Origin of the sequence: Diaphorobacter nitroreducens (assembly GCF_002214645.1) — a bacterium.
Lineage (GTDB): Bacteria > Pseudomonadota > Gammaproteobacteria > Burkholderiales > Burkholderiaceae_C > Diaphorobacter > Diaphorobacter nitroreducens.
The window spans coordinates 736,506-761,063 of sequence record NZ_CP016278.1 but is presented as its reverse complement, the minus strand read 5'-3'; the positions used below and the strand labels follow the sequence as shown (position 1 = coordinate 761,063).

General features: G+C 66.6%; 26 protein-coding genes. 16 read left to right on the top strand and 10 right to left on the bottom strand.

Features of this window, described 5'->3' with window-relative positions; all coding sequences use genetic code 11:
* Positions 1-26 precede the first annotated feature (26 nt).
* Positions 27-518, bottom strand: coding sequence for an acetolactate synthase small subunit (ilvN, locus tag BA022_RS03565; protein ID WP_011805034.1), 492 nt, complete (start codon positions 516-518; stop codon positions 27-29).
* 140 nt (positions 519-658) lie between these two features.
* Complete coding sequence (locus BA022_RS03560; RefSeq protein ID WP_088888501.1) at positions 659-2,455, bottom strand: acetolactate synthase 3 catalytic subunit; 1,797 nt, start codon at positions 2,453-2,455, stop codon at positions 659-661.
* Between the two features lie 286 nt (positions 2,456-2,741).
* Between BA022_RS03560 and BA022_RS03555 the strand changes: the two genes are divergently transcribed.
* The 6 genes from BA022_RS03555 to BA022_RS03530 all read left to right on the top strand — a co-directional run bounded on the left by BA022_RS03555 (position 2,742) and on the right by BA022_RS03530 (position 6,279).
* Positions 2,742-3,308: an RNA polymerase sigma factor gene (locus tag BA022_RS03555; protein ID WP_011805032.1), complete on the top strand. Its 567-nt coding sequence runs from the start codon at positions 2,742-2,744 to the stop codon at positions 3,306-3,308.
* Positions 3,305-3,766: a DUF3619 family protein gene (locus BA022_RS03550; RefSeq protein WP_011805031.1), complete on the top strand. Its 462-nt coding sequence runs from the start codon at positions 3,305-3,307 to the stop codon at positions 3,764-3,766. The genes BA022_RS03555 and BA022_RS03550 overlap by 4 nt, the downstream gene beginning before the upstream one ends.
* A 13-nt stretch (positions 3,767-3,779) precedes the next feature.
* Complete coding sequence (locus BA022_RS03545) at positions 3,780-4,604, top strand: DUF3106 domain-containing protein (RefSeq protein WP_047351336.1); 825 nt, start codon at positions 3,780-3,782, stop codon at positions 4,602-4,604.
* A 30-nt stretch (positions 4,605-4,634) separates the two neighbouring features.
* The gene (locus tag BA022_RS03540; protein WP_088886586.1) at positions 4,635-5,195 is read left to right on the top strand and encodes an RDD family protein; all 561 of its coding nucleotides are present in this window, start codon (positions 4,635-4,637) and stop codon (positions 5,193-5,195) included.
* Positions 5,196-5,291: 96 nt separating this feature from the next.
* Positions 5,292-5,693 carry a diacylglycerol kinase gene (locus BA022_RS03535; protein WP_088886585.1) on the top strand — a complete coding sequence of 134 codons (402 nt, stop codon included), beginning with the start codon at positions 5,292-5,294 and terminating at the stop codon, positions 5,691-5,693.
* Positions 5,686-6,279 carry an LOG family protein gene (locus tag BA022_RS03530; RefSeq protein WP_088886584.1) on the top strand — a complete coding sequence of 198 codons (594 nt, stop codon included), beginning with the start codon at positions 5,686-5,688 and terminating at the stop codon, positions 6,277-6,279. The genes BA022_RS03535 and BA022_RS03530 overlap by 8 nt, the downstream gene beginning before the upstream one ends.
* Positions 6,280-6,329: 50 nt before the next feature.
* Here the strand turns inward: BA022_RS03530 and BA022_RS03525 are convergent, their stop codons facing one another.
* Both BA022_RS03525 and BA022_RS03520 read right to left on the bottom strand, forming a co-directional pair.
* On the bottom strand, positions 6,330-6,668 hold the full coding sequence (locus tag BA022_RS03525) for a P-II family nitrogen regulator (RefSeq protein ID WP_011805026.1): 339 nt from the start codon (positions 6,666-6,668) through the stop codon (positions 6,330-6,332).
* 68 nt (positions 6,669-6,736) lie between these two features.
* Entirely contained in the window at positions 6,737-8,401 is a 1,665-nt protein-coding gene (locus BA022_RS03520) for an NAD+ synthase (protein ID WP_088886583.1), read from the bottom strand.
* Between the two features lie 305 nt (positions 8,402-8,706).
* Between BA022_RS03520 and BA022_RS03515 the strand changes: the two genes are divergently transcribed.
* Entirely contained in the window at positions 8,707-9,927 is a 1,221-nt protein-coding gene (locus BA022_RS03515) for a GNAT family N-acetyltransferase (protein ID WP_088886582.1), read from the top strand.
* Between the two features lie 68 nt (positions 9,928-9,995).
* Here BA022_RS03515 and BA022_RS03510 read toward each other — a convergent pair whose 3' ends face one another.
* Together BA022_RS03510 and ppa are read right to left on the bottom strand one after the other, a co-directional pair.
* On the bottom strand, positions 9,996-10,502 hold the full coding sequence (locus tag BA022_RS03510; protein WP_047351342.1) for a chemotaxis protein CheW: 507 nt from the start codon (positions 10,500-10,502) through the stop codon (positions 9,996-9,998).
* A 214-nt stretch (positions 10,503-10,716) separates the two neighbouring features.
* Complete coding sequence (gene ppa, locus BA022_RS03505) at positions 10,717-11,247, bottom strand: inorganic diphosphatase (protein ID WP_015913465.1); 531 nt, start codon at positions 11,245-11,247, stop codon at positions 10,717-10,719.
* Positions 11,248-11,485: 238 nt separating this feature from the next.
* Between ppa and BA022_RS03500 the strand changes: the two genes are divergently transcribed.
* The 3 genes from BA022_RS03500 to BA022_RS03490 all read left to right on the top strand — a co-directional run bounded on the left by BA022_RS03500 (position 11,486) and on the right by BA022_RS03490 (position 15,747).
* Complete coding sequence (locus BA022_RS03500; RefSeq protein WP_011805021.1) at positions 11,486-13,570, top strand: sodium-translocating pyrophosphatase; 2,085 nt, start codon at positions 11,486-11,488, stop codon at positions 13,568-13,570.
* Positions 13,571-13,677: 107 nt separating this feature from the next.
* Positions 13,678-15,111 carry an aldehyde dehydrogenase family protein gene (locus BA022_RS03495; RefSeq protein ID WP_015913467.1) on the top strand — a complete coding sequence of 478 codons (1,434 nt, stop codon included), beginning with the start codon at positions 13,678-13,680 and terminating at the stop codon, positions 15,109-15,111.
* A gap of 75 nt (positions 15,112-15,186) precedes the next feature.
* The gene (locus BA022_RS03490; protein ID WP_015913468.1) at positions 15,187-15,747 is read left to right on the top strand and encodes a DUF2889 domain-containing protein; all 561 of its coding nucleotides are present in this window, start codon (positions 15,187-15,189) and stop codon (positions 15,745-15,747) included.
* Positions 15,748-16,157: 410 nt separating this feature from the next.
* Here BA022_RS03490 and BA022_RS03485 read toward each other — a convergent pair whose 3' ends face one another.
* Complete coding sequence (locus tag BA022_RS03485) at positions 16,158-17,000, bottom strand: type IV pili methyl-accepting chemotaxis transducer N-terminal domain-containing protein (RefSeq protein ID WP_088886581.1); 843 nt, start codon at positions 16,998-17,000, stop codon at positions 16,158-16,160.
* Positions 17,001-17,146: 146 nt separating this feature from the next.
* Here BA022_RS03485 and moaA point away from each other — a divergent pair, with 146 nt between their 5' ends.
* The 4 genes from moaA to BA022_RS03465 all read left to right on the top strand — a co-directional run bounded on the left by moaA (position 17,147) and on the right by BA022_RS03465 (position 20,782).
* Positions 17,147-18,283: a GTP 3',8-cyclase MoaA gene (gene moaA / locus BA022_RS03480; protein ID WP_088888500.1), complete on the top strand. Its 1,137-nt coding sequence runs from the start codon at positions 17,147-17,149 to the stop codon at positions 18,281-18,283.
* Between the two features lie 60 nt (positions 18,284-18,343).
* Positions 18,344-18,979: a molybdenum cofactor guanylyltransferase MobA gene (mobA, locus tag BA022_RS03475; RefSeq protein ID WP_088886580.1), complete on the top strand. Its 636-nt coding sequence runs from the start codon at positions 18,344-18,346 to the stop codon at positions 18,977-18,979.
* 26 nt (positions 18,980-19,005) lie between these two features.
* Positions 19,006-20,364 (top strand): molybdopterin molybdotransferase MoeA, encoded by a 1,359-nt coding sequence (gene moeA, locus BA022_RS03470; RefSeq protein ID WP_088886579.1) that lies wholly within the window; start codon positions 19,006-19,008, stop codon positions 20,362-20,364.
* 82 nt (positions 20,365-20,446) lie between these two features.
* A complete protein-coding gene (locus tag BA022_RS03465) occupies positions 20,447-20,782 on the top strand; it encodes a thioredoxin family protein (protein ID WP_011805012.1) in 336 nt (111 codons plus the stop codon).
* Positions 20,783-20,808: 26 nt separating this feature from the next.
* Here the strand turns inward: BA022_RS03465 and rnhA are convergent, their stop codons facing one another.
* Complete coding sequence (gene rnhA, locus BA022_RS03460; protein WP_015913473.1) at positions 20,809-21,255, bottom strand: ribonuclease HI; 447 nt, start codon at positions 21,253-21,255, stop codon at positions 20,809-20,811.
* Between the two features lie 36 nt (positions 21,256-21,291).
* On the bottom strand, positions 21,292-22,071 hold the full coding sequence (locus BA022_RS03455) for a class I SAM-dependent methyltransferase (RefSeq protein WP_011805010.1): 780 nt from the start codon (positions 22,069-22,071) through the stop codon (positions 21,292-21,294).
* Between BA022_RS03455 and gloB the strand changes: the two genes are divergently transcribed.
* Together gloB and BA022_RS03445 are read left to right on the top strand one after the other, a co-directional pair.
* Positions 22,070-22,849 carry a hydroxyacylglutathione hydrolase gene (gloB, locus tag BA022_RS03450; RefSeq protein ID WP_088886578.1) on the top strand — a complete coding sequence of 260 codons (780 nt, stop codon included), beginning with the start codon at positions 22,070-22,072 and terminating at the stop codon, positions 22,847-22,849. The genes BA022_RS03455 and gloB overlap by 2 nt on opposite strands.
* Positions 22,846-24,360, top strand: coding sequence for a transglycosylase SLT domain-containing protein (locus BA022_RS03445; RefSeq protein WP_088886577.1), 1,515 nt, complete (start codon positions 22,846-22,848; stop codon positions 24,358-24,360). The genes gloB and BA022_RS03445 overlap by 4 nt, the downstream gene beginning before the upstream one ends.
* Before the next feature lie 6 nt (positions 24,361-24,366).
* Here the strand turns inward: BA022_RS03445 and BA022_RS03440 are convergent, their stop codons facing one another.
* On the bottom strand, positions 24,367-24,519 hold the full coding sequence (locus tag BA022_RS03440; protein ID WP_011805007.1) for a DUF3096 domain-containing protein: 153 nt from the start codon (positions 24,517-24,519) through the stop codon (positions 24,367-24,369).
* Positions 24,520-24,558: the final 39 nt, after the last annotated feature.

Here is a 24,558-nt window from a genome sequence, read left to right as displayed (position 1 = left end):
GAAAGGAAAACGAGGGATTGTCGTACTTACACACGCAGGATGCGTTCGCCACGGCCGATGCCGCTGGCGCCCGTGCGCACCGTCTCCAAAATGGCGGTACGGTCGATGGCCTGCAGGAAAGCGTCGTTCTTGGACTGGTCGCCGGTCAGCTCGATCGTGTAGCTCTTTTCGGTCACGTCGATGATGCGTCCGCGAAAGATGTCGGCCATGCGCTTCATCTCTTCGCGCTCCTTGCCCACGGCGCGCACCTTCACCATCATGAGTTCGCGCTCGGTGTAGGCGCCTTCGGTCAGGTCAACCACCTTGACCACCTCGATGAGGCGGTTCAGGTGCTTGGTGATCTGCTCGATCACGTCTTCCGATCCATGGGTCTGGATGGTCATGCGCGACAGGGACGCGTCCTCGGTGGGCGCCACGGTCAGCGATTCGATGTTGTAGCCCCGCGCGGAAAACAGCCCAACGACGCGCGACAGCGCACCCGGTTCGTTCTCCAGCAGGACGGCGATGATGTGTTTCATGGGATGAGCTTCCTCTTCTCGCTGCCCTCCCCTGGCGCCGGTAAGCGCCAGGCTTGGCAGACAATAGATTCGTCAGAAAACGCTATTAAATAAATAGCTGTTAGCGCTTGCCAGGCAAGCGTTACAGGCCTTTTTGATGCTTAAAGGTCTTCCGACCCCAGCAGCATCTCGGTGATGCCTTTGCCAGCCTGCACCATCGGGAACACGTTCTCGGTGGGGTCGGTCCGGAAGTCCAGGAACACCGTGCGGTCCTTGAGCTTGCGCGCTTCGCGCAGCGCCGGCTCCACGTCCTGCGGGCGCTCGATGAGCATGCCCACGTGGCCATAGGCCTCGGCCAGCTTCACGAAGTTGGGCAGCGCATCCATGTAGCTGTGGCTGTAGCGGCCCGAGTATTCAATTTCTTGCCACTGGCGCACCATGCCCAAGTAGCGGTTGTTGAGCGACAGCACCTTGATAGGGGTGTTGTACTGCAGGCAGGTGGAGAGCTCCTGGATGTTCATCTGCACCGAGCCTTCGCCCGTCACGCAGAACACCTCAGACTCGGGCTTGGCCAGCTTGATGCCCATGGCATAGGGAATGCCCACGCCCATGGTGCCCAGGCCGCCGGAGTTGATCCAGCGGCGCGGCTCGTCGAACTTGTAGAACTGGGCGGCCCACATCTGATGCTGGCCCACATCGGAGGTGACGTAGGCGTCCGCATCGCGGGTCATATTCCACAGCGTCTCGATCACGTACTGCGGCTTGATCACCTCGGTGTTACCGCGGTCGTACTTCAGGCAGTCGCGGCCGCGCCAAGCCTCGATCTGCTCCCACCACGCCGACAGCGCACCAGCGTCGGGGCGTGTCGTGGACTCGCGGATCATAGAGATCAGCTCGGTCAGCACGTCCTTGACATCGCCCACGATCGGAATATCCACCTTCACGCGCTTGGAAATGCTCGACGGGTCGATGTCGATATGGATGATCTTGCGCTCGTTCTGCGCGAAATGCTTGGGATTGCCGATCACGCGGTCATCAAAGCGCGCGCCCACGGCCAGCAGCACGTCGCAGTTCTGCATGGCATTGTTGGCCTCGATCGTGCCGTGCATGCCTAGCATGCCCAGGAATTTGCGGTCGGTGGCCGGGTAGGCACCCAGACCCATCAGCGTGTGGGTGACCGGATAGCCCAGCATGTCAACGAGCGTGCGCAGCTCGGGCACCGCATTGCCCAGCAGCACGCCGCCGCCGGTGTAGATATAAGGTCGTTTCGCGGCCAGCAGCAGTTGCAGCGCCTTGCGGATCTGGCCGCCATGCCCCTTCTTGACGGGGTTGTAAGAGCGCATTTCCACGCTCTGCGGATAACCATGGAAAGCGGTCTTCTTGAACGACACATCCTTCGGGATATCCACCACCACGGGGCCGGGGCGGCCGGTGCGCGCAATATGGAAGGCTTTTTTGAGCGTCACAGCCAGGTCGCGCACATCTTTGACCAGGAAGTTGTGCTTGACGATGGGACGCGTGATGCCCACGGTGTCGCACTCCTGGAAGGCATCCAGCCCGATCGCGGGCGTGGGCACCTGGCCGGAGATGATCACCATGGGGATCGAATCCATATACGCCGTGGCGATGCCCGTCACGGCATTCGTCAATCCGGGGCCGGAAGTCACCAGCGCCACCCCGACCTCGCCCGTCGCGCGGGCATAACCGTCGGCAGCGTGCACCGCAGCCTGTTCGTGGCGCACCAGCACGTGCTGAATGGTGTCCTGCTTGTACAGCGCGTCGTAGATGTACAGCACGGCGCCGCCGGGGTAGCCCCAGATGTACTGGACGTTCTCGGCCTGCAGAGCCTTGACGAGGATCTCGGACCCCATGAGGTCCTGGGCGCCGGGAGAAGATGAGGAGTTGCCGCCGCGAGAGGCCGCAGCCGCCGACGTGAGTTCGGCCTTGGAGATTTCCATGATCAACCTTTGCGAATTTCTCTAACGAAAAACCTTGGGTGCCCCTTGTACGAACTCTTGTGAAGCCGACTTGGGACTTGAGGCCTCGGCCATGGGCGCCATGAGTGTTGCGCCGGATCGGGACCCGTTTGCCTTTTTGAATTGCAGTACACATTATTGCACTGCACACATGCAGTTGGCGCAGCACGGCATAAAAAATACGCGGCAATGCGATAATCCGCCTTTCGCAGCTTGCTGCACGCACCTGCGCGCGCACTCCGCTTTCGCCCTCCTTGGGTTTTTGCCTTTGGCTACTGAACAAGAGCTCTCCGACTTCCTCAAAAGCGTGGACAAGCGTGCTTTCAAGCGCACGCTTTACCATGTGCGCAATGAGGAGGCCGCGTTGGACATCGTTCAGGACAGCATGCTCAAGCTGGCCGAGCACTATGGCGACAAGCCGCCGGCCGAGCTGCCCATGCTCTTCCAGCGCATCCTCACCAACTGCATGCTGGATTGGTTCCGGCGACAGAAGACGCGCAATGCGCTTTTTTCCAGCCTGAGCGACTTCGAGGGCCCGTCGGACGATGGTTCAGATTTTGATTTTCTCGAGGTACACGCCGCTGCCAATGGCGAAATGGCACAGAGTGCAGAGGATTCCGTGCGTCGCGCACAGGTACTGCGCGATATCGATGCCGAGATCCAAGAACTGCCCCCGCGTCAACGGGAGGCATTTTTGATGCGTTACTGGGAAGAAATGGATGTCGCAGAAACCGCAGCCGCCATGGGTTGCTCCGAAGGCAGCGTCAAGACACACTGCTTTCGGGCCATCCAAACCCTCAGCAAGGCACTGAAGGCCAAAGGAATCGTGCTATGAACCGCCCTCCAGAATACCCGCCGGAAATCACCCAGGCCGCGGATGCGTTCGCCCGCCGCCTTACGGCGCGCCTGAGCGAAGGCAATGCCAGCCTTCCCTACGACATCACCGAGCGCCTGCGCGCCGCCCGCATGCAGGCGTTGGCGCAGCGCAAGCGCCCCGCCGTACAGTCTGCCCGTCAGACAGCCGCGGCAACGCACGTGTCTTCGCAAGGCTCCACCGCCACGCTCAGCGGCTGGGGCAGCGAAGGTGGCAACTGGTGGCGCGCCCTGGTATCCGCCGTGCCGCTGACGGCGCTGGTGGTGGGGCTGGTCTTCATCAACATGGCGCAGGACGAGACGGTGGCCACCGAAATCGCCGAAGTCGACGCTGCGCTTCTGACCGACGATCTTCCCCCGTCGGCCTATGCTGACCCCGGCTTCCTGCAATACCTCAAGACAGCCAATACGACGCAATAAGATCACTGCCTGCATGCACGAGCCGTCCCCGCACGCCCCACGCCCCCACCTGCCAGCATTCTTGCTGGCTTTTGTCTTGCTGGGTGCGCTGGCGACGACGGGGTGGTGGATGGCTGCCTATGTGCGGGTGGCGCCCAGTACCCCTGTCCCGGCCGAGGCGCTGGGAGATGGCAGGCACAAAATCTACAGCGAGCCCCGGCAGGCTCCGCAAGCCGAGGCCGGCCCCCGCTGGACAGAACTGAGCACTCCTCAGAAAGAAGCGCTCTACCCCCTTGCAGACCGCTGGAGCGTGCTCAGCGAAGGGCAAAAGCGCAACTGGCTCAACCTGGCGGCGGGCTTTCACGCACTCTCTGAGGACGAGCAGGCGAAGATGCTCGCACGCATTACCGATTGGGCCAGCCTCAGCACCCAGCAGCGCAGCCAGGCGCGACTGAACTATGCCGCCGCCAGCAGACTCCCGGCCGACAGCCGGCGTGCCCGATGGGAGGCATACCAGGCGCTGAGTGCGGAAGAGAAGAAGCGTCTGGCGGCCAAGGCCGCGCCGCGGCCGACCGGCGCCGCCACCACGGTACGTCCGGTGTCCCCCAAGAAACTGGCCCGCGTCCCTGCAGCCACCAATGCGCCACCGGCCGTCCCCAACCCTCCGAAAATCCAGCCGCCAGCGGAATTCCATTCGCCCCAGGCCTTGCCGGTGCCGCCCCCCGTGGTCGTGCAAACATCGCCGGTCACGATCCCGTCCGCACTGCCTGCGCCGCTCCCCCCCCTTGCGCCCGCCTCGGTCCCCGAACCCGCTCCGGAACCGCCAGTGGACCTGACCCCCCTGCATCCGCCGCAATGATCGGTGCATGACCTCCGTTCGCCGTCCCGCATGACTGCCTCGCGCGCCAATCCGCAGACCCCCCACCCTTCCGACGCTGCCGCCCCGGCGGCATCCCGCGCGATCGCCCCTCCACTGCGGCGCCGCATGGCCTGCTGGTTGTATGAGGGCATGTTGATGTTCGGGGTGGTGTTCATCGCGGGCTACCTGTTCGGCACCCTGACACAGACGCGGCATGGGCTGGACAACCGCCACGCGCTGCAGGCCTTTCTATTCGTGGTGTTCGGCATCTACTTCGTCTGGTTCTGGTCCCAGGGACACACGCTTGCCATGAAGACCTGGCACATCCGGGTGGAAGATCGGCAGGGGCGCTCCCTCTCGCAACCGCGGGCGCTGCTGCGCTACTTGTTGTGCTGGCTGTGGTTCCTGCCCCCATTGGCGGTGACCGCGCCCTTTCAACTGTCCGCGGGCGAAGCGACCGTCATCGTGGCGGGCTGGGTCGCGGTATGGGCCCTGCTCAGCCGATTTCACCCGCAACGCCAGTTCTGGCACGACGCGCTCGCCGGTACCCGCCTGGTGCATTACGAAGTGCCGCCCCGCCGCAAGGGTTGAGGGGCGGACTGGGCCACGCACGCGTGCATCTGACGCGCAAGCTAAGCGCACAACCCCTGCAGTTCGCCTTCCCATAGCGCGACAATCACCGTCCGAATGCCTGATCCCACCTCCTCTCCACCACACCCCCACAAGCAACGCACCGGCTTGCGCCGGCTGTGGCATGCCACGGGCTACTCCCTGACGGGCCTGCGGGCAGGCTGGGAAGAAAAGGCGTTTCGCCAGGAGGTGTGCCTGGCAGCCCTGCTGCTGCCTTCGTCCCTTTACGTCGGGCGGGACTGGATGCAGACCGCTGTACTGGCGGCGGTGGTGGTGTTGGTGCTGATCACCGAGTTGCTCAACTCCGGCATCGAGGCCGCCATCGATCGCGTCGGGCATGAACTGCATCCGCTGTCCAAGCGCGCCAAGGACTTGGGCAGCGCAGCGGTGCTGCTCAGCCTGCTGCTGTGCGCAGCCGTGTGGGCGGCCGCGCTCTACCAAAGGTTCCTACATGGCTGATGTCGCTTTTTCGATCTGCGTGTACCTGGGCTCTCGCCCGGGCAACAACCCCTTGTTCACAGAAGCGGCTACCGCCGTGGGCCACTGGATAGGCCGCCACGGCGGCCAGTTGGTCTACGGCGGCGGCCGCAGCGGCCTCATGGGCACGGTGGCGGAGGCCACGCGCGTGGCAGGCGGCCGGGTCGTAGGCATCATTCCGCAGGCTCTCGTGGACAAGGAACTGGCCAACCACTTCTGCGATGAGCTGCACATCGTGCAGACCATGCACGAGCGCAAGGCCATGATGGCCGAGCGCAGCGATGCCTTCGTCGCCCTGCCGGGCGGCATCGGCACACTGGAAGAGCTGTTCGAAGTCTGGACCTGGCGCCAGCTGGGCTACCACGACAAGCCTATCGGCCTGTTGGACACCGACGGCTACTACGGCGGCATGCTGGGCTTCCTGCAGCAGGCGGTACATGGCGGGCTCATGGGGGAATGGCAGATGGGCCTGATCCGCGTGGGTACGGAGCCCGATGCCCTGCTCACCGCGCTGGTACAGGACGCAGGCGCGAATGCCAGCGCCATCCCCCTGCGCAGCGTGATCTGACGGCTGTCCCACCGCGCTGGCGTGCGCGGGATTGGCAGACGTGCCGTTCGTTACACCGCGGCGTCGTCCAGGTCGCCTGTGCGGATGCGCACCACGCGCTCCACGGCGGTGACGAAAATCTTGCCGTCGCCGATCTTGCCGGTGCGCGCCGCGCCTACGATCGCGTCCACGCAGCGGTCCACGTCTTCGGTGCGCACCACCACCTCGATCTTGACCTTGGGCAGGAAGTCCACCACGTACTCGGCACCACGGTACAGCTCGGTGTGGCCCTTTTGCCGGCCGAAGCCCTTCACCTCGGTCACCGTCAGCCCCGTCACACCACATTCGGCCAAGGCCTCGCGGACTTCCTCCAGTTTGAAGGGCTTGATGACGGCGGTGATCATTTGCATGGGGAACTCCTCAAATATCTAAAAAGCGGCGGGCACGGCACGGCGACCCAGCGGCCGCCAAAGGGGGCTCAGGCCCTGAATCGGTTGGTGATGGGGTAGCGCCAGTCCTTGCCGAAGCTGCGGCGCGTGACGCGCACGCCCACAGGCGCCTGGCGGCGCTTGTATTCGTTGAGCTTGATGAGCCGGGTCACGCGTTCGACATCCGCACGTTCAAAGCCGGCGCGCACGATGTCTTCCAGAGGCTCGTCATTTTCCATGTAGCGCTCGACGATGGCGTCCAGTACCTCGTAGGGCGGCAGACTGTCCTGGTCTTTCTGGTCGGGACGCAGTTCGGCACTGGGCGGACGGGTGATGATGCGCTCGGGAATGGGATTCGCGCCGGTGCCATACGGGTCATTGGCGTTGCGCCACCGGGCCAGGGCGAACACGCGCGTCTTGACCACGTCCTTGATCACGGCAAAGCCGCCGGCCATGTCGCCGTAAAGCGTGCAGTAGCCCGTGGCCAGCTCGCTCTTGTTGCCCGTGGTCAGCACCAGGCTGCCGAACTTGTTCGACAGCGCCATCAGCAGCATGCCGCGGATGCGCGCTTGCAGATTCTCTTCCGTCGTGTCCTCGGGCAGGCCGGCGAACTGCGGCGCCAGCGCAGTCTTGAAAGCCTCGAACTGCGGGGCGATGGCGATTTCGTCATAGCGCACCCCCAGCCGCCCGGCCATGTCGCGCGCATCGATCCAGCTGATGTCGGCCGTGTAGGGCGAGGGCATCATCACTGTGCGCACCTTGTCGGCGCCCAGCGCGTCCACGGCAATGGCCAGCACCAGCGCCGAGTCTATGCCCCCCGACAGACCCAGCAGCACGCCGGGGAAGCCGTTCTTGCCCACGTAGTCGCGCACGCCCAGCACCAGGGCGGACCACAGCTCCGCCTCCCAGCCCTCGTGTGGCGCCACCTGCGCTTCCAAAACAATAGCTGCTTGCGCTTGCTGCACCTCGATCAGCAGCGTTTTTTCCTCAAATCCTGGCGCACGAGCCGCCACGCTGCCATCGGCATTCAGCGCGAAGGACCGGCCCTCGAAAACCACCTCGTCCTGCCCGCCGACCAAGTGCGCATAGACCAGGGGCAGGCCGGTTTCCAGCACGCGCTCGCGCATCACCTGTTCGCGCTCGACAGCCTTGCCCAGGTGGTAGGGCGACGCATTGAGCGTGACCAGCACCTGCGCGCCCGCCTCCCGCGCGCCGCGCGCCGGCCCGGGGTACCACGCGTCCTCGCAGATCAGCAGGCCCATGCGCACGCCCTCGACCTCGAACACGCAGTTCTCATCCCCGGGGACGAAATAGCGGCGTTCGTCGAAGACTTCGTAGTTGGGCAGGTACTGCTTGGCGTAGGTGTGCTCGATACGCCCCGCGCGCAGCACGCTGGCCGCGTTGTGGCACAGGCCGCGCCCCCCCTCGCCCACCCCGTGCGCCACGCGCCGCGGGTGCCCCACGACCACCGTCAGCCCTGGCCAATCCGCCGTAGCGGCCGCCAACCCTTCCAGTGCCTGCTCGCACGCTTGCACGAAGGCTGGCCGCAGGTACAGATCCTCGGCCGCGTAGCCGCACAGTGCCAGTTCGGGCGTGAGGAGCAGCCGGGCGCCGGCAGCATGGGCATCGCGCGCGGCCGCAAGAATCTTCTGGGCATTGCCCGGCACGTCGCCCACCACGAAGTTGAGTTGGGCGATGCTGATGACGAACGGCATGGGAATGGCGGGGCGGGTTGGTCTCGGACGATTATGTCACCCGGGCCCTGGCGCCGCCCCGAGCCGCGCCTTGCCCCTGCGGCACGCCCCGGCTGCACGCTTGTCCCCACAGGCCAGGGACAGACCTGTGGATAAGCTGCGGGCGAGGCGGGCACATGCGGCTTAAGTGGTTGATTCATAACGCCCGCCCCTGCACCGCCTCATTTTTAAGCAGGCTGCGCCACCGCGGAGAAATCCCCACGGCCACGCGGTCCGGGCTTTGGGGAGATGATGCGCTCTGCCCTGATTGCGGCACCGCCCACTGCATGACCACACCCTGCCCTGCCAGCACGCCCGCTTACGCATTGCACCTGCACGACTCGATCCATCGCGTGGGCGCCGATGCATGGGACGCACTGCTGGCGCTCCAGCCCCACCCCACGCCCTTCCTGCGCCATGCCTACCTGTGCGCGCTCGAAGACAGCGGCAGCGCCACGCCCGCCCGGGGCTGGACGCCCGTCGTGTTCACCCTGTGGGCGGGCACGGACCTGCAGGCCGCCTGCATCGTGTACGCCAAGGCGCACTCGTACGGTGAGTACGTGTTCGATTGGGCCTGGGCCGATGCCTACGCCCGCCACGGGCTGGCGTACTACCCCAAGGCCGTGGCCGCCGTGCCGTTCACGCCGGTGCCCGGCACCCGGCTGATGGCCTGCGACGATGCCGCGCGGGACGCCCTGCTGCGTGCCGTGCTGGACTGGGCGAAGCAGGCGGAGCTGTCGTCCCTGCACCTGCTGTTCGGCGCGCAGCAGGATCTGGCTGCAGCGCACCAGGCGGGAATGCTGCTGCGCAGCACCGTGCAGTTCCACTGGCACAACCGGCGGCCCATGGACGGTGCAAGGTTCGCGGATTTCGAGGACTTCCTCGCCTCCCTGAACCAGGACAAGCGCAAGAAGATCCGCCAGGAGCGCCGGCGCGTGGCCCAGGCGGGGGTGTGCTTTCGCATGCTGCGGGGCACGCAGATCACCACAGCAGACTGGGACTTCTTCTACCGCTGCTACGAGCGCACCTACCTGGAGCACGGCAATCCGCCCTACCTGACGCGGGCCTTCTTCCACGCCATGCAGCAGCACATGCCCGAGGCCTGGGTGCTTTTCGTGGCGGAGCGCGCAGGCCGCCCCATCGCTACGAGTTTGATAGCTGTTGGCGCTTATCCCAACTGGGTGAACACCCCAAATGACATGCAATCCGTGGCCTATGGCCGCTACTGGGGTGCGCTAGAACGGGTGGACTGCCTGCATTTCGAGGCCTGCTACTACCAGCCCATCGAGTGGTGCATCGCGCAGGGCGTGTACCGTTTCGAAGGCGGTGCGCAGGGCGAACACAAGATGGCGCGCGCCCTCCTGCCCGTGCGCGCGCAGAGCGCCCACTGGCTGGCGCACCCGGCGTTTGCCGAAGCCGTGGACCGGTTCCTGGCGCGTGAAGGCGAAGGCGTGGAGCAGTACCTGGAGGATCTGCACGCGCGCAACCCCTTCCGGCAGGCAGGCTGACGGGCTGGACGCGGCCATGAAAAAGCGCGCCCATGGGCGCGCTTGGCAGAGATACAGCGAGAAGGCCCTCAGGCCGTCGCGACCGACTGCACCAATCCCATCTCAGAACTGCTGAGCAGCGATTCGATGTCCACCACGATCAGCATGCGCTCGCCCACGGTCGCGATGCCACGCACAAAGGACGAATCCACCTGCCCCTGGAACTGCGGTGCGGGCTTGATGGCATCGGCCGGCAAAGCCACCACGTCGGCCACGGCATCCACGACAGCGCCCAACACCGTGCCACCCACGTTGAGGATGATGACCACGGTGAAGTCGGTGTAGTCGGCGCTGGCGCATTGCAGCTTCAGACGCAGGTCGACGATCGGCACGATCACGCCGCGCAGATCGATCACGCCCTTGATGAACTCCGGCGCGTGCGCCATGCGGGTGGGTTGCTCGTAGGAGCGGATTTCCTGCACGCGCAGGATGTCGATGCCGTACTCCTCCTCACCCAGGCGGAAGGTCAGGTATTCCGCGGCACCGCTGGCGTTGGCGTTGCCGTAGGAAGGACGCTGGGCGATGGAAGACGACATGGCAACTCCTAGGGAAATGTTCTCGCGCTTGCGCGCAGGTCGGGCACCGCCGGCCACACCAGCGTCGCGCACGCCCTGGCAGCATAGCAGTCATCGGTTACTTATGCTGACAATTTTGCCAGAAGCCGAAATCCCTGCAAGAAAAAAGCCCGCGGGCATGTGCCAGCGGGCTGGATGAGGCAGTGGGCGCGATGCGGGCCGCACCCCGCCACCATCAGGCTTTCTTGTAGTTTTCCACGCCGTCCAGGATTTCCTTGTGGGCGGCGTCGATGCCTTCCCAGCCCAGCACCTTGACCCACTTGCCTTCTTCCAGGTCCTTGTAGTGCTCGAAGAAGTGGCTGATGGCCTTCAGGCGCATGGGGTTCACATCCTCCACGGTCTTCCAGGGCTCGTACATCTTGAGGATCTTGGTGGTGGGCACGGCCAGCACCTTGCCGTCCACGCCGGCCTCGTCTTCCATCTTCAGGATACCCAGCGCGCGGCAGGGCACCACCACGCCGGGGTGCAGCGGGTACGGGGTGATCACCAGCACGTCCACCGGGTCGCCGTCGCCCGACAGGGTCTGGGGCACGTAGCCGTAGTTGCAGGGGTAGTACATGGCCGTGGTCAGGAAACGGTCCACGAAGACGGCACCCGACTCCTTGTCCACTTCGTACTTGATGGGATCGGATTCCGCCGGGATCTCGATCACCACATTGAAGGTTTCGGGAATGTTCTTGCCGGGCTTGACGTTGTTCAGCGACATGGTTTGGGGGTTGAGTGGTTGGAATGACACGGCCTTCGCCCCGGGGGCGGTGCGCAAGGCGGCCCGTGATTTTAGGCGCACGCCCCTTGCAGCTTGCTTGCACCGGGGGTTTCGCGTTAAATGGCTGCGTTGGCCAATCGTCTCCGCCACCGGGGCACGAGGAAGCAACGCAGCGGAAGCACTTCCCCATGCGTTGCGCTTCCCCCTCCGTGCAACTGACAACCGATGGAGATAACGAATGGCTGGTTCCACCTCGGCGCTGACTGCCCCTCTCATCCTGGCTCTGGTTTGCGGACTGATTGCTGTGGCCTACGGACTGTGGGCACGCAGCTGGATCCTTTCCAAGGACGCGGGCAACGCCCGCATGCAGGAGATCGCCGGCGCCATCCAGATGGGCGCGGCGGCCTACCTCGCACGGCAATACAAGACCATCGCCTTCGTCGGCATCGTGCTGGCCATCCTCATTGCGGCGTTCCTGGACGGCACCACCGCCGTGGGCTTCGTCATCGGCGCGGTACTCTCCGGCGCCTGCGGCTTCATCGGCATGAACGTCTCGGTGCGCGCCAACGTGCGCACGGCCCAGGCCGCCACGCAGGGCATGGGCCCGGCGCTGCAGGTTGCCTTCCGCGGCGGGGCCATCACGGGCATGCTGGTGGTGGGCCTGGGCCTGCTGGGCGTGACCGCCTTCGCGTGGTTCCTGGTCGGCAATGGCCGGCTCACCCCCACGGCCAGCCTGCCGGCGCTGCTCAACCCGCTGATCGGCTTTGCGTTCGGCTCGTCGCTGATTTCCATCTTTGCCCGCCTGGGCGGGGGCATCTTCACCAAGGGTGCCGACGTGGGTGCGGACCTGGTCGGCAAGGTGGAGGCCGGCATCCCCGAGGACGACCCCCGCAACCCCGCCGTGATCGCCGACAACGTGGGCGACAACGTGGGCGACTGCGCCGGTATGGCGGCCGACCTGTTCGAGACCTATGCCGTCACCCTCATCGCCACCATGGTGCTGGGCGCACTGCTGGTGGGTGCTGCGCCCGTCGCGGCCGTGACCTACCCACTGGCGCTGGGGGCCGTCTCCATCATCGCCTCCATCATCGGCTGCTTCTTCGTGCAGGCCGGCCCGGGCATGCGCAACGTGATGCCCGCGCTGTACCGGGGGCTGGCCATCGCGGGCGTGCTGTCGCTCGTCGCGTTCTGGTTCGTCACGGCCTGGGTCATCCCCGACAACGCGCTGGGCGGCACGGGCGCGCAGATGCGGCTGTTCGGCGCCTGCGCCACCGGCCTGGTGCTGACGGCGGCGCTGGTGTGGATCACGGAGTTCTACACCGGCACGCAATATTCGCCCGTGCGCCACATCGCGCAGGCGTCCACCACGGGCCACGGCACCAACATCATTGCGGGTCTGGGCGTGTCCATGCGCTCCACGGCCTGGCCGGTGATCTTCGTGTGCGCGGCCATCATCGTGTCGTACACGCTGGCGGGCCTGTACGGCGTGGCCGTGGCCGCCATGTCCATGCTCAGCATGGCGGGCATCGTGGTGGCGCTGGACGCCTACGGCCCCATCACCGACAACGCCGGCGGCATTGCCGAGATGGCCGAGCTGCCCAGCAGCGTGCGCGACATCACCGACCCGCTGGACGCCGTGGGCAACACCACCAAGGCCGTGACCAAGGGCTACGCCATCGGCTCGGCGGGCCTGGCAGCACTGGTGCTGTTCGCCGACTACACGCACAAGCTGGAGAGCTTCGGCCAGGCGATCCGCTTCGACCTGAGCGACCCGATGGTCATCGTGGGCCTGTTCATCGGCGGGCTCATTCCCTACCTGTTCGCCGCCATGGCCATGGAGGCCGTGGGCCGCGCCGCCGGCAGCGTGGTAGTGGAGGTGCGTCGCCAGTTCAGCGAGATCCCAGGCATCATGGAAGGCACGGCCAAGCCCGAGTACGGCCGCGCGGTAGACATGCTGACCAGCGCCGCCATCAAGGAGATGATCATCCCCAGCCTGCTGCCCGTGGCCGTGCCCATCATCGTGGGCCTGGCGCTGGGGCCGAAGGCGCTGGGCGGCCTGCTCATGGGCACCATCGTCACGGGCCTGTTCGTGGCCATCAGCATGTGCACCGGCGGTGGCGCCTGGGACAACGCCAAAAAGTTCATCGAGGACGGCCACCACGGCGGCAAGGGCAGCGACGCGCACAAGGCCGCCGTCACCGGCGACACCGTGGGCGACCCCTACAAGGACACGGCCGGCCCGGCGGTGAACCCGCTCATCAAGATCATCAATATCGTGGCGCTGCTCATCGTGCCGCTGGTGGTGAAGTTCCACGCCGGCTGACCCAGCACTATCAAAAAAGAAGCTGCCAGCGCCCGTCCCTTGGGCGTTGGACGGCACTCCGGCTCGTAGCCCAGCACGCTGCGCGCGCCTGCCGCACAATCAGGCCCATGCAGCTCCACCACATCGCCAACGCCGGCGTGGCCTCGACTTCGGGCCGCACCATTGCCGTGATCGACCCCTCCGACGGCCAGCCGTACGACGAAATCCAGCGCGGCACGGCCGAGGACATCGATGCCGCCGTGCATGCGGCGCAGCAGTGCTACCACAGCGTGTGGCGCAAGCTGGCCCCGGCCGAGCGTGGCAGGCTGCTGATGCGGCTGTCGGCCAAGATCACCGAGCATGCCGAGGAGTTGGCCGCCATCGAGCAACGCGACTGCGGCAAGCCCACCCGGCAGGCACGGGCCGACGCACACGCCCTGGCGCGCTACTTCGAGTTCTACGCCGGCGCCTGCGACAAGCTGCACGGCGAGACCATTCCCTACCCCGACGGCTTCAGCGTGTTGACCTGGCGCGAGCCGCATGGCGTGACCGGCCACATCGTGCCCTGGAACTACCCCATGCAGATCTTCGGGCGCTGCGTGGGCGCCGCACTGGCGGCCGGCAACGTGTGCGTGGTCAAGCCGGCCGAGGACGCCTGCCTGTCCCTGCTGCGCGTGGCCCAGTTGGCGGTCGAGGTGGGCTTCCCTGCCGGCGCGCTGAACATCGTGACCGGCTACGGCCACGAGGTCGGCGACGCGCTGGCGCGCCACCCCGGCATCCAGCACATCAGCTTCACCGGCAGCCCCAAGGTGGGCACGCTGATCCAGCAGGCCGCCGCCGAGCGCCACTGCCCGGTCACGCTGGAGCTGGGCGGCAAGAGCCCGCAGATCGTCTTTGCCGACGCCGACCTGGACGCCGCCGTGCCCGTGCTCGTGAACGCCATCGTGCAGAACGCCGGGCAAACCTGCTCGGCCGGCTCGCGCGTGCTGATCGATTCCCTGATCTACGAACCGCTGCTGGAGCGCCTGTCAAAGGCCTTCGAGGCGCTGCGCGTGGGCCCCGCCGCCATGGACCTGGACCTGGGGCCGCTGATCCGCCAGAGCCAGCAGCAGCGCGTGTGGGATTACCTGTCCGATGCGCAGGTGGCTGGCATTCCCCTGGCCGCGCAGGGCACCGTGGTGGACGAAGCGCCCGACACGGGCTTCTACCAGGCACCCACCCTGCTGCGCGACGTACCGGCGCAGCACCGCCTGGCGCAGGAAGAAATCTTCGGCCCCGTGCTGGCCGCCATGCCCTTCGACGACGAAGACCACGCCGTGGAGCTCGCCAACGGCACGCCCTTTGGGCTGGTGGCGGGCGTGTGGACGCGCGATGGCGCGCGCCAATTCCGCATGGCGCGGCGCATTGCCAGCGGCCAGGTGTTCATCAACAACTACGGCGCAGCCGGCGGCGTCGAATTGCCGTTTGGCGGCGTGAAGTCCAGCGGACACGGACGCGAGAAGGGTTTCGAGGCGCTCTACGGCTTCACCACCCTCAAGACCGTGGCCATCCGCCACGGCTGATCCCTGCGAGCCGCGTGCCCTGCGGTGCCCCGCCAGTGCTCGCTTGGCCGCTGATACGTTTCCCATCTCGACCCCATGCCTCTGTCATCCCCTGCCCCCCGCACTGCCCGCCATGTCCGACGCGTCACCTACCAGGGTTACGAGCGCGAGGACGGGCTCTGGGACATCGAGGGCGAGCTGCACGACAGCAAGCCGCAGGACCTGCCGTCGCTGCGCTACCCGGACGGCGTGCGCCGCGCGGGCGAACCCATCCACCACCTGTGGCTGCGCGTCACCGTGGACCGCGACCTGGTGGTGCGCGCCATCGAATCCGCCATGGATGCCCACCCTCTGGCGGGCTGCACACAAGCGCAGCGCGCCCTGCAGGCGATGGTGGGCTGCAGCATGGCGCGCGGCTGGCGCCAGTCCATCCAGACCCACCTGGGCGGCGTGGCCGGTTGCACCCATCTGCGGGAACTGCTGTTCAACCTGGCCACGGCCACGTTCCAGACGATTCACGCCGCATTCCAGAATGAAGGCGACGAGCCGCCGCGCCACCTGGGCCAGTGCACGGGTTGGGACTTCAGCGGTCAGGGAGTGAAGGAGCACTACCCGCAGTTCTACGGCCGCGCGCCGCGCACGCCGAAGGCAGCCTGATCGGCAATCGCTCCCGATTCAATAGCTGCCCGCGCTTTCTGCACGGGCGCTAGAGGCACTTTTTGCCCATAGGCCTGATTTAGATCGACCGCATGTGCTGGCGCGCGGCTCAGGTTCACCATCCGGCCACTCGCGGAGGATGAATAGCGCTTGAACGGCTCGGCCCGACGGACGGCCTGCGCCAACCCCTGGTTAGCCAGCCCTGGTTAGTAGAGCGAGTGGAGAGTGGCGTGGCACATCCGCCGGGGACTCGCGGCTGGGCGGTCGAGCCAAAGCCGTGTCCCGCGCGCCACAGCTGCTGCCCAGCGGGGCAACCAGCCCAGCCACGTCGGCCTTCCCTCCCCCGGAAAAGCGGTGCAGCCGGGCTGCCGCGCCGATGAGACACGCAGTTGCTCTTGTGGCCGCAGGGGTCAGCCCAGCACGTCCTGCAGGGCCACCTCGTACAGCGAAGTCAAGCTGTCCGTAACCTCCAGCAGGCGCTCGCTGGTGGTGGCCACGTTTTCCAGGCCGCGCGGGTCTGGCTGGCGCTTGAGGGCGGCCTCGAAAAACACCCACTGCGCCTGGCCCAGTTCCAGTGCCGAGCGGATGGCAGGGGTGGAGATGGGTGCCTTGTTCAACTGCGCGAGGGCACGCTGGAACTCATCGGCGTCGCCCGTCATCTGCTCGCGCACCGTGCGGCTGTCAAGGCCGGCGGCCAACAGCTCATAGTTCTTGGCCAGGCGCTGCGACAGCATGCGCTGGCGCCCGGCGGTGTTGACCAGGCGTGCCGTGGGCGCCTGGGCCAGCCGCTCGAGGGCCTCGGTGGTGGTGTTGGCAGCAGCCAGCATCTGGTCAGCCTGGGCCGACACGGCCTGAAAGCCCTCCTTCGTCGGCGCCTGGGCCGTGAGCGCGTCCAGGCGGTCCGCGTTGCGGCGCACGTCCGCCAGCAGCCGCGCCACCTCGGGCGGCCAGCTCTGGCGGTCCATGTCCTCAAAGCCGGAATGCACCTGCCGGCGGGTGTGTTCCAGCGCATCGCGGGCGCGCGCGGCGCCCACGTTCAGGTACAGCTGGCCGTAGACCTTGGCGGTGCGCTGGGACAGCGCCCGAAAGCGCGCCGTGCGGTTGATGGCCGTGGCCAGGGCCATGCGCGCCTGGGCCGACAGCGGCAGGGCCGGCACCAGCAACACGGTGGCCAGCGCGCGCACAGCGGTGCGGCGGCCGCGCCGGCAGGTGGCGACGGAGGAAGGGGTGGGGACTGGGCGTTGGTTCTGCATGCGCCGTATTCTCAAATCGCCCTCCCGCGCCCCCTATGACACTGGTCAAAGGCACTTCATGTCGCCACCGTGACAGCAGATTGATCAACATCAATTTAGCGGGCAGCCGCCATACCCCTACGACGCCGATGGGGCACAATTTCGCCATGGCTGAACGTGTCATTCCCCTCGTGGATCAGCGCAGCAAGGTGCTGCAGCCCCCTGCGCTCCTGGCCGCGGCACCCGCTACCGGACTGCTGCAGGACACGCTCTCCCGTCCCTTGCGCGACCTGCGCATCAGCGTGACGGACCGCTGCAACTTCCGCTGCGGCTACTGCATGCCCAAGGAAGTGTTCGACAAGCACTACCGCTACCTGCCGCACAGCGACCTGCTGAGCTTTGAAGAGATCACGCGGCTGGCGCGCCTGTTCATGGCGCATGGCGTGCGCAAGATCCGCCTCACCGGCGGTGAGCCGCTGCTGCGCAAGGACCTGGAGAACCTGGTTGCCCAGTTGGCGGAACTGCGCACGCTGGAGGGCCGCGTGCCCGACCTCACGCTGACCACCAATGGATCGCTGCTGGCGCGCAAGGCGCGCGCCCTCAAGGCCGCGGGCCTGCGGCGCGTCACCGTGAGCCTGGACAGCCTGCAGGACGACGTGTTCCGCCGCATGAACGACGTGGACTTTCCGGTGGCCGACGTACTCGCCGGTATCGAGGCCGCGCAGGCGGCGGGCCTGGAGCACATCAAGGTCAACATGGTGGTCAAGCGCGGCACCAACGACCACGAGATCCCGGCGATGGCGCGCCACTTCCGCGGCACCGGCATCACGCTGCGCTTCATCGAATACATGGACGTGGGCGCCACCAACGGCTGGCGCATGGATGAGGTGCTGCCCTCCGCCGAAGTCATCGCGCGGCTGCAGGCCGAGCTGCCGCTGGTGCCGCTGGCCGCGCAGTCCGCCGGCGAGACCGCTAAGCGCTGGGGCTACGCCGGCCCCGACGGTCGCCACGACCCGCGCTTGGGCGAAGTGGGCGTGATCAGCAGCGTCACGCAGGCCTTCTGCGGCGACTGCAACCGCGCGCGCCTGTCCATGGAGGGTCGGCTGTACCTGTGCCTGTTTGCCTCGCAAGGCTGGGACCTGCGCAGCCTGCTGCGCGGCAGCGCCGGCGACGCGCAGATCAGCGCCGCCATCGCCCACATCTGGCAGGGGCGCGGCGACCGCTATTCCGAGCTGCGCGCCAGCCTGCCATCCGAGACGGGCAGCGGCCAGCGGCGCATCGAGATGAGCTACATCGGCGGCTGAGCCGCCGCCGCGCCGCACGGACCGGCCCCGGCGCGGCGTTCACCACCCTTCTTCTTTCCCATGATCGACACCCACGACATCACAGGTCTCATCCTCGCCGGCGGCCGCGGCTCCCGCATGGGCGGGGTGGACAAAGGCCTGCAGAACTTCCGCGGCCTGCCCCTGGCACTGCACACGCTGATGCGGCTGCAGCCGCAGGTGGGCGACGTGATGATCAACGCCAACCGCAACCTGGCGGCCTATGAATCATTCGGAGTGCCGGTGTGGCCTGATGGCCTTGCCGACTACGCAGGCCCGCTGGCGGGCTTTCTCACAGGGCTGGAGCGTTGCGAGACCCCTTGGCTGCTCACCGTGCCCTGCGACACACCGCTGTTCCCGGCAGACCTTGCCGCACGCCTGGCCCAGGCCGCCATGCGCGAGGGCGCCGACATTGCCATGGCAGCGGCACCCGAGGCCGACGAGCGCGATGGCACCGTGCGCGTGCGCACCCAGCCGGTGTTTTGCCTGCTGCGCGTGACGCTGCTGGAGAGCCTGGTGCGCTTCACGCAGGGCGGCGGGCGCAAGATCGACCGCTGGACCGAACAGCACGCCTGCGCCGTGGTTCCGTTCGACCAGCCGGGCGACGACCCGCATGCTTTCTACAACGCCAACACCCTGGCCGAGCTGCACGCCCTGGAAGGCCTGGGCCTCCGCTGAGCTGCAACCCTCCTTGCCCGTACCGCATGAAAACCATTGACCAGATCGCCGCCGAGTTGCAGGGCTACGACCCGCAGGCGCTGCGCGCCGCCGATGTGAACACCTTCCTGGAGCGCCTGGTCGCGCCCGTCACCCGCACCGAAGAAGTCGGCATCTTCGACGCCCTGGGCCGCGTGCTGGCGCGGGACGTGGTCTCGCCCGTCAGCGTGCCGCCGCACGACAACTCGGCCATGGACGGCTACGCCTTCGACGGCGCCCAACTGCAGCCCGGCCAACCGCTGGTGCTGCGCCCGGTGGGCTCCACAGCCTTTGCCGGCGCCGCCTGGACCGCCACCGTGGCCGCAGGCGAGTGCGTGAAGATCATGACCGGCGCCATCATGCCGGCGGGGCTGGACACCGTGGTGCCGCAGGAGTTCACCACTGCCGAGCCCGACGGCCACATCCGCATCGCACCCGACGTGCTGCGCCGCGGCGACAACCGCCGCCTGCTGGGGGAAGACCTCATGCAAGGCCGCGTAGCGCTATCAAAAGGAGAGCTGCTAGCGCCTGCCGCGATTGGCCTGGTGGCCAGTTTGGGCCTAAAAACGGTGACGGTGTACCGCCGGGTGCGCGTGGCCTATTTCTCCACGGGCGACGAGATCCTCAGCCTGGGCGAGCCACCGCGCGAGGGCGCGGTGTACGACAGCAACCGCTACACGGTCTTTGGCCTGCTGACACGTCTGGGCGTCCAGGTGATCGACCTGGGTGTGGTGCGCGACGACCCCACACTGCTGGAAGCCGCCTTCCGCCATGCGGCCGCCGAGGCCGACGCCATCATTACCAGCGGCGGGGTGAGCGTGGGCGAGGCCGACCACACGCGCACCATGATGAAGCAGCTGGGCGACGTGGCGTTCTGGCGCATCGCCATGCGCCCGGGCCGGCCGATGGCGGTGGGCCGCCTTCGGCCCGAATTACAAGCCAAATCCGGCCCTAACGCTCGTCCATCAAGCGTTAACAGCTATCAAGATGGAAGCATTCAGAGTGCAGACGGCAGCAGCGTGCTGTTCGGCCTGCCGGGCAATCCTGTGGCGGTGATGGTCACCTTCCTGGCTTTCGTCCGCCCCGCACTGCTGCGCATGATGGGCTGCACGCGCAGCGCACCGCCGCTGCTGCGCGCCGTCAGCACCGAGGCCATGCGCAAGAAACCCGGCCGCACCGAATACCAGCGCGGCCTGGTCACCACGGCAGCGGACGGCACGTTGCAGGTGCGCACCACGGGCAACCAGGGCTCAGGGGTGCTCAGTTCCATGGTGCAAGCCAACGGCCTCATCGTGCTGCACCACGGCCAAGGCAACGTGGCACCTGGCGACATGGTCGATGTGATGATGTTTGACGGCGTGATCTGACACGCCCGCGCAGCGGCGGCCGGCTTGGCCGCGTGCGCCGCAGCCCTACCCTGCCCCCATCGCCATCCTTGCAGGAGCCGCCATGCCGTTTGCCGCCACCCACCTCGCTCAGCCGCCTTCGCGTGAAACGGTGGACCAGTGGCTGGGCCCCACCGTGCTGGAGTTCGGTACGCCCTGGTGCGGCCACTGCCAGCGCGCCCAGCCGCTCATCGAGCAGGCCCTCGAAGACCGGGACGATGTGCGCCACGTCAAGGTGGAGGACGGCCCCGGCCAGCGCCTGGGCCGCAGTTTTGGCGTGAAACTCTGGCCCACGCTCGTGTTCCTGCGCGACGGGCGCGAAACGGCGCGGCTGGTGCGCCCACAGACGGCTCAGAGCATCCATGAAGCGGTGCAGGGCATCACCGCCACCACTGGCTGATCACCCGCAAGGCACAGAACCCGGTCTCAGCGGCCCAGCGCCTGCTCCACACCCTTGTTGGCCAGCATGTCGGCGCGCTCGTTGCCGGGGTCGCCTGCATGGCCGCGCACCCAGTGCCATTCGATGCGATGGCCCGCTTGGTGCGCCAGCTCGTCCAGGCGCTGCCACAGCTCCACGTTCTTCACGGGCTGGCCGGCCGCCGTGCGCCAGCCCTTTTTCTTCCAGCCGTGGATCCACTCGGTGATGCCCTGGCGGACGTACTGGCTGTCCAGGTACAACGCCACCTGGCAGGGGCGCTTGAGCGCGCCCAGCGCCTGGATCACGGCCATCAGTTCCATGCGGTTGTTGGTCGTTCCCAATTCGCCACCGAACAGCTCTTTCTCCAGCGTGCCTGAACGTAGCACTGCCCCCCAACCGCCGGGGCCCGGATTGCCCTTGCACGCACCGTCGGTATAGATCACCACCTGATTCAAAAATAGCTCCCAGAAATAAAAAAATGTCCCGTCGCCTCAGCCCGGGCCATGGCGCCGCGCTACCTGCACCTGCGCGGCAGCCGCCTGCGGCGCCTTGCGCCACGAAGGCTCCAGCAGGCGCATGCCCTGCACGCGCTTGACGGCGACGATCACATACGCGGCCCCGAAGATCGGCCACCAGCGCGCACCCAGCGCGTCCATCCAGCCGTAGCGCTGCAGCCAGCGGTCGCCGGCCACGGCGGGCCGGTAGCAGCCGAAGCTCATGGATTCCAGCTCAAAGCCAAGCAGGCGCAGCCAGTCGCGCAGGCGCCCGGGCGAAATGAACTCCCCCACGTCCGGCAGGAACAGCCGCCCCCCTGCGCCACAGCGCTGGTACAGGCGCGATCGCCGCTGCCGTAACCCCCACAGACTGAGCGGGTTGAGTCCACTGATGACCACCTTGCCCTCCGGCACCAGCACGCGGTGCACCTCGCGCAGCGCCGTGTGCGGGTCCACGCTCAGCTCCAGGGTGTGGGGCAGCGCCAGCAGGTCCAGGCTGGCCTCGGCAAACGGAAGCGCGACCGCATCCGCCAGCAGCGCCGGTGGCTCCTGCGCATCGCTACGCTCTAGCAGCAACTCCGGCGGCATCACGGCCAGCCAGCGGTGCGGCATGCGGTTGCTGCGCAATGCCTGCAAGCCCGGCATGCCCAGCTGCAGCGCGTGGTAGCCGAAGATGTCCGCCACCAGCTCGTCGTAACGCTCCTGCTCCCAGGCCAGCAGGTAGCGGCCAGGGGCAGTATCGAACCAGTGGTGCAAACCTATAATTTCGCCGGTCATGAAGAACTTGCTGCCATTGCCCGCCTTCGCCGACAACTACATCTGGATGATGTACGACGCGCAGCGTGCGGTCGTTGTGGATCCCGGCGATGCAGAACCCGTGTTGCAGGCGCTGCGCAGCATGGGGCTGCCATTGGAAGCGATTCTAGTCACGCACCACCATGGCGACCACGTGGGCGGGGTGAACGCCCTGCGCGAAGCCACGGGCGCAACCGTGTATGGCCCTGCCACGGAGCCCATGCCCGAGCCCCTCATCCGCCTGTCGGGCGGCGACACTCTGCAGGCGCTGGGCCTCACGTTTTCCGTGCTGGACGTGCCGGGGCATACGGCGGGGCATATCGCCTACTACTGTGCGGACATGGAGGGCGAGCCCCTGCTGTTGTGCGGGGATACGCTGTTCTCAGGTGGATGCGGGCGCTTGTTCGAAGGCACGCCCACGCAAATGCAGGCCTCGCTGGATACGCTGGCCGCATTGCCCGGCAACACCCGCGTATGCTGCGCCCATGAATACACGCTGTCCAACCTGAAGTTCGCCCGCGCGGTGGAACCCCATAACGCTGCGCTACTCCAGTACATCACCGAATGCGAGTCCCGGCGCCGCGCGGATCAGCCCACACTGCCGTCGCGCATTGCCATCGAGCGCGACATCAACCCTTTTCTGCGCACGCGCGTTGCTACGGTAGCCCAAGCCGCCCACGGCTTCGACGCCCTCATAGACCCGCGCGAACCCGCAGCCGTACTGGCCGCGCTGCGCCAATGGAAAAACGAATTTCGATGAGACTTCTGCACATCCTGGGGCTGGCAAGCCTGCTGTGGTTGACCGGTTGCGCGACCACTGCCCCTGCGGACAACGCCGCATCCACCACCGACCCCACTACGGCCAGCCATACGCCGCTGTATCCGTCGGGACCATTGCAGCCCATCACGGCGAGCGCCGCCAGCGGCCACACAGTGGCTGGCGTCAGCGCGCCAGCCGATCTGTGGGACCGCATCCGGCGCGGCTTTTCCATGCCCGACCTGGACACCGATCTGGTACGCGACCGGGAACAGTGGTATGCCACGCGCCCCGACTACATGCAGCGCATGACCGAGCGTTCCAGCAAGTACCTGTTCCATATCGTCGAAGAGCTGGAACGCCGGGGCATGCCCACAGAACTGGCGCTGCTGCCCTACATCGAGAGCGCCTTCAACCCCCAGGCAGTGTCCAGCGCCAAGGCCGCGGGCATGTGGCAGTTCATGCCGGCCACGGGAACCTATTTCGACTTGAAGCAGAACGCCTTCCGCGACGACCGGCGCGATGTGCTGGCGTCCACGCGCGCGGCACTGGACTACCTGCAGAAGCTCTACGGCATGTTCGGCGACTGGCATCTGGCCCTGGCCGCCTACAACTGGGGGGAAGGCAGCGTGGCCCGCGCGATCGCGCGCAACGAGAAACAGGGTCTGGGCACGCGCTACACCGAGTTGACGATGCCCGCCGAAACCCGCATGTACGTGCCCAAGCTGCAAGCCGTGAAGAACATCGTGGCCAATCCCGACAAGTTCAGCACCGAGCTGCCGTTGATCGAGAACCACCCATACTTCCAGAGTGTGGAGATCACGCGCGACATGGACGTCACCCTGGTAGCCAGTCTCGCCGGCGTACGCCTCGAGGATTTCCGCGCCCTGAACCCGTCGCTGCACAAGCCCGTGATCCTTGCGGCGGGCATGCCGCAGATCCTGCTGCCCTGGGACAACGCCCAGGTGTTCCGCAAGAACCTGGAGGCCTACACCGAAGGCCAATACGCCAGTTGGACGGTATGGACGGTACCCAACACGATGAGCGTCTCCACCGCGGCGCAACGCACGGGCATGAGCGAAAACGATTTGCGTCAGGTGAATGGCATTCCACCACGCATGATGATCAAGGCCGGCTCGGCCCTCATGGTGCCCCGCGCAGCCACCATGCGCGCAGACGTCCCGGGTCATCTCGCCGACAACGGCCAAGTCAGCTTCACCCCCGAAATCGTGACGCGGCGCACCACGGTGCGCGCGGGCAAGCGCGACACCGTGGCCAGCATCGCACGGCGCTACAAGGTCAGCACCGCAGACGTTGCCGACTGGAACGACGTGAAGACCTCCGGCAAGTTCAAGCCCGGAGAACAGGTCGTGATGTACCTGCCCGTGCGGCTTGCCGCGACCTCGCTGGCGCGCACCAGCGCGAAACAACCCATCAGCCGGGCGACAGTCCGCTCGGCAAAGGCCGGTGCGCCCACACGCAAGGGCGGCACACCGTCGAAACGCAAACGGTAAGCCCGGCTAGAAACGCAGCGTGTGCATACCCAACAGGCCGAGGATGCCCATCACGATCAGGTACAGCGCAACGATCACGTTGAGCAGTTTGGGCATGATCAGAATCAGGATGCCTGCGATGAGGGAAACCAGGGGGCCAATGCTGAGGTGAAGTGTCATGGGAACTTTGCCGGGATGCGGGAGGAAGGAAAGCACTCG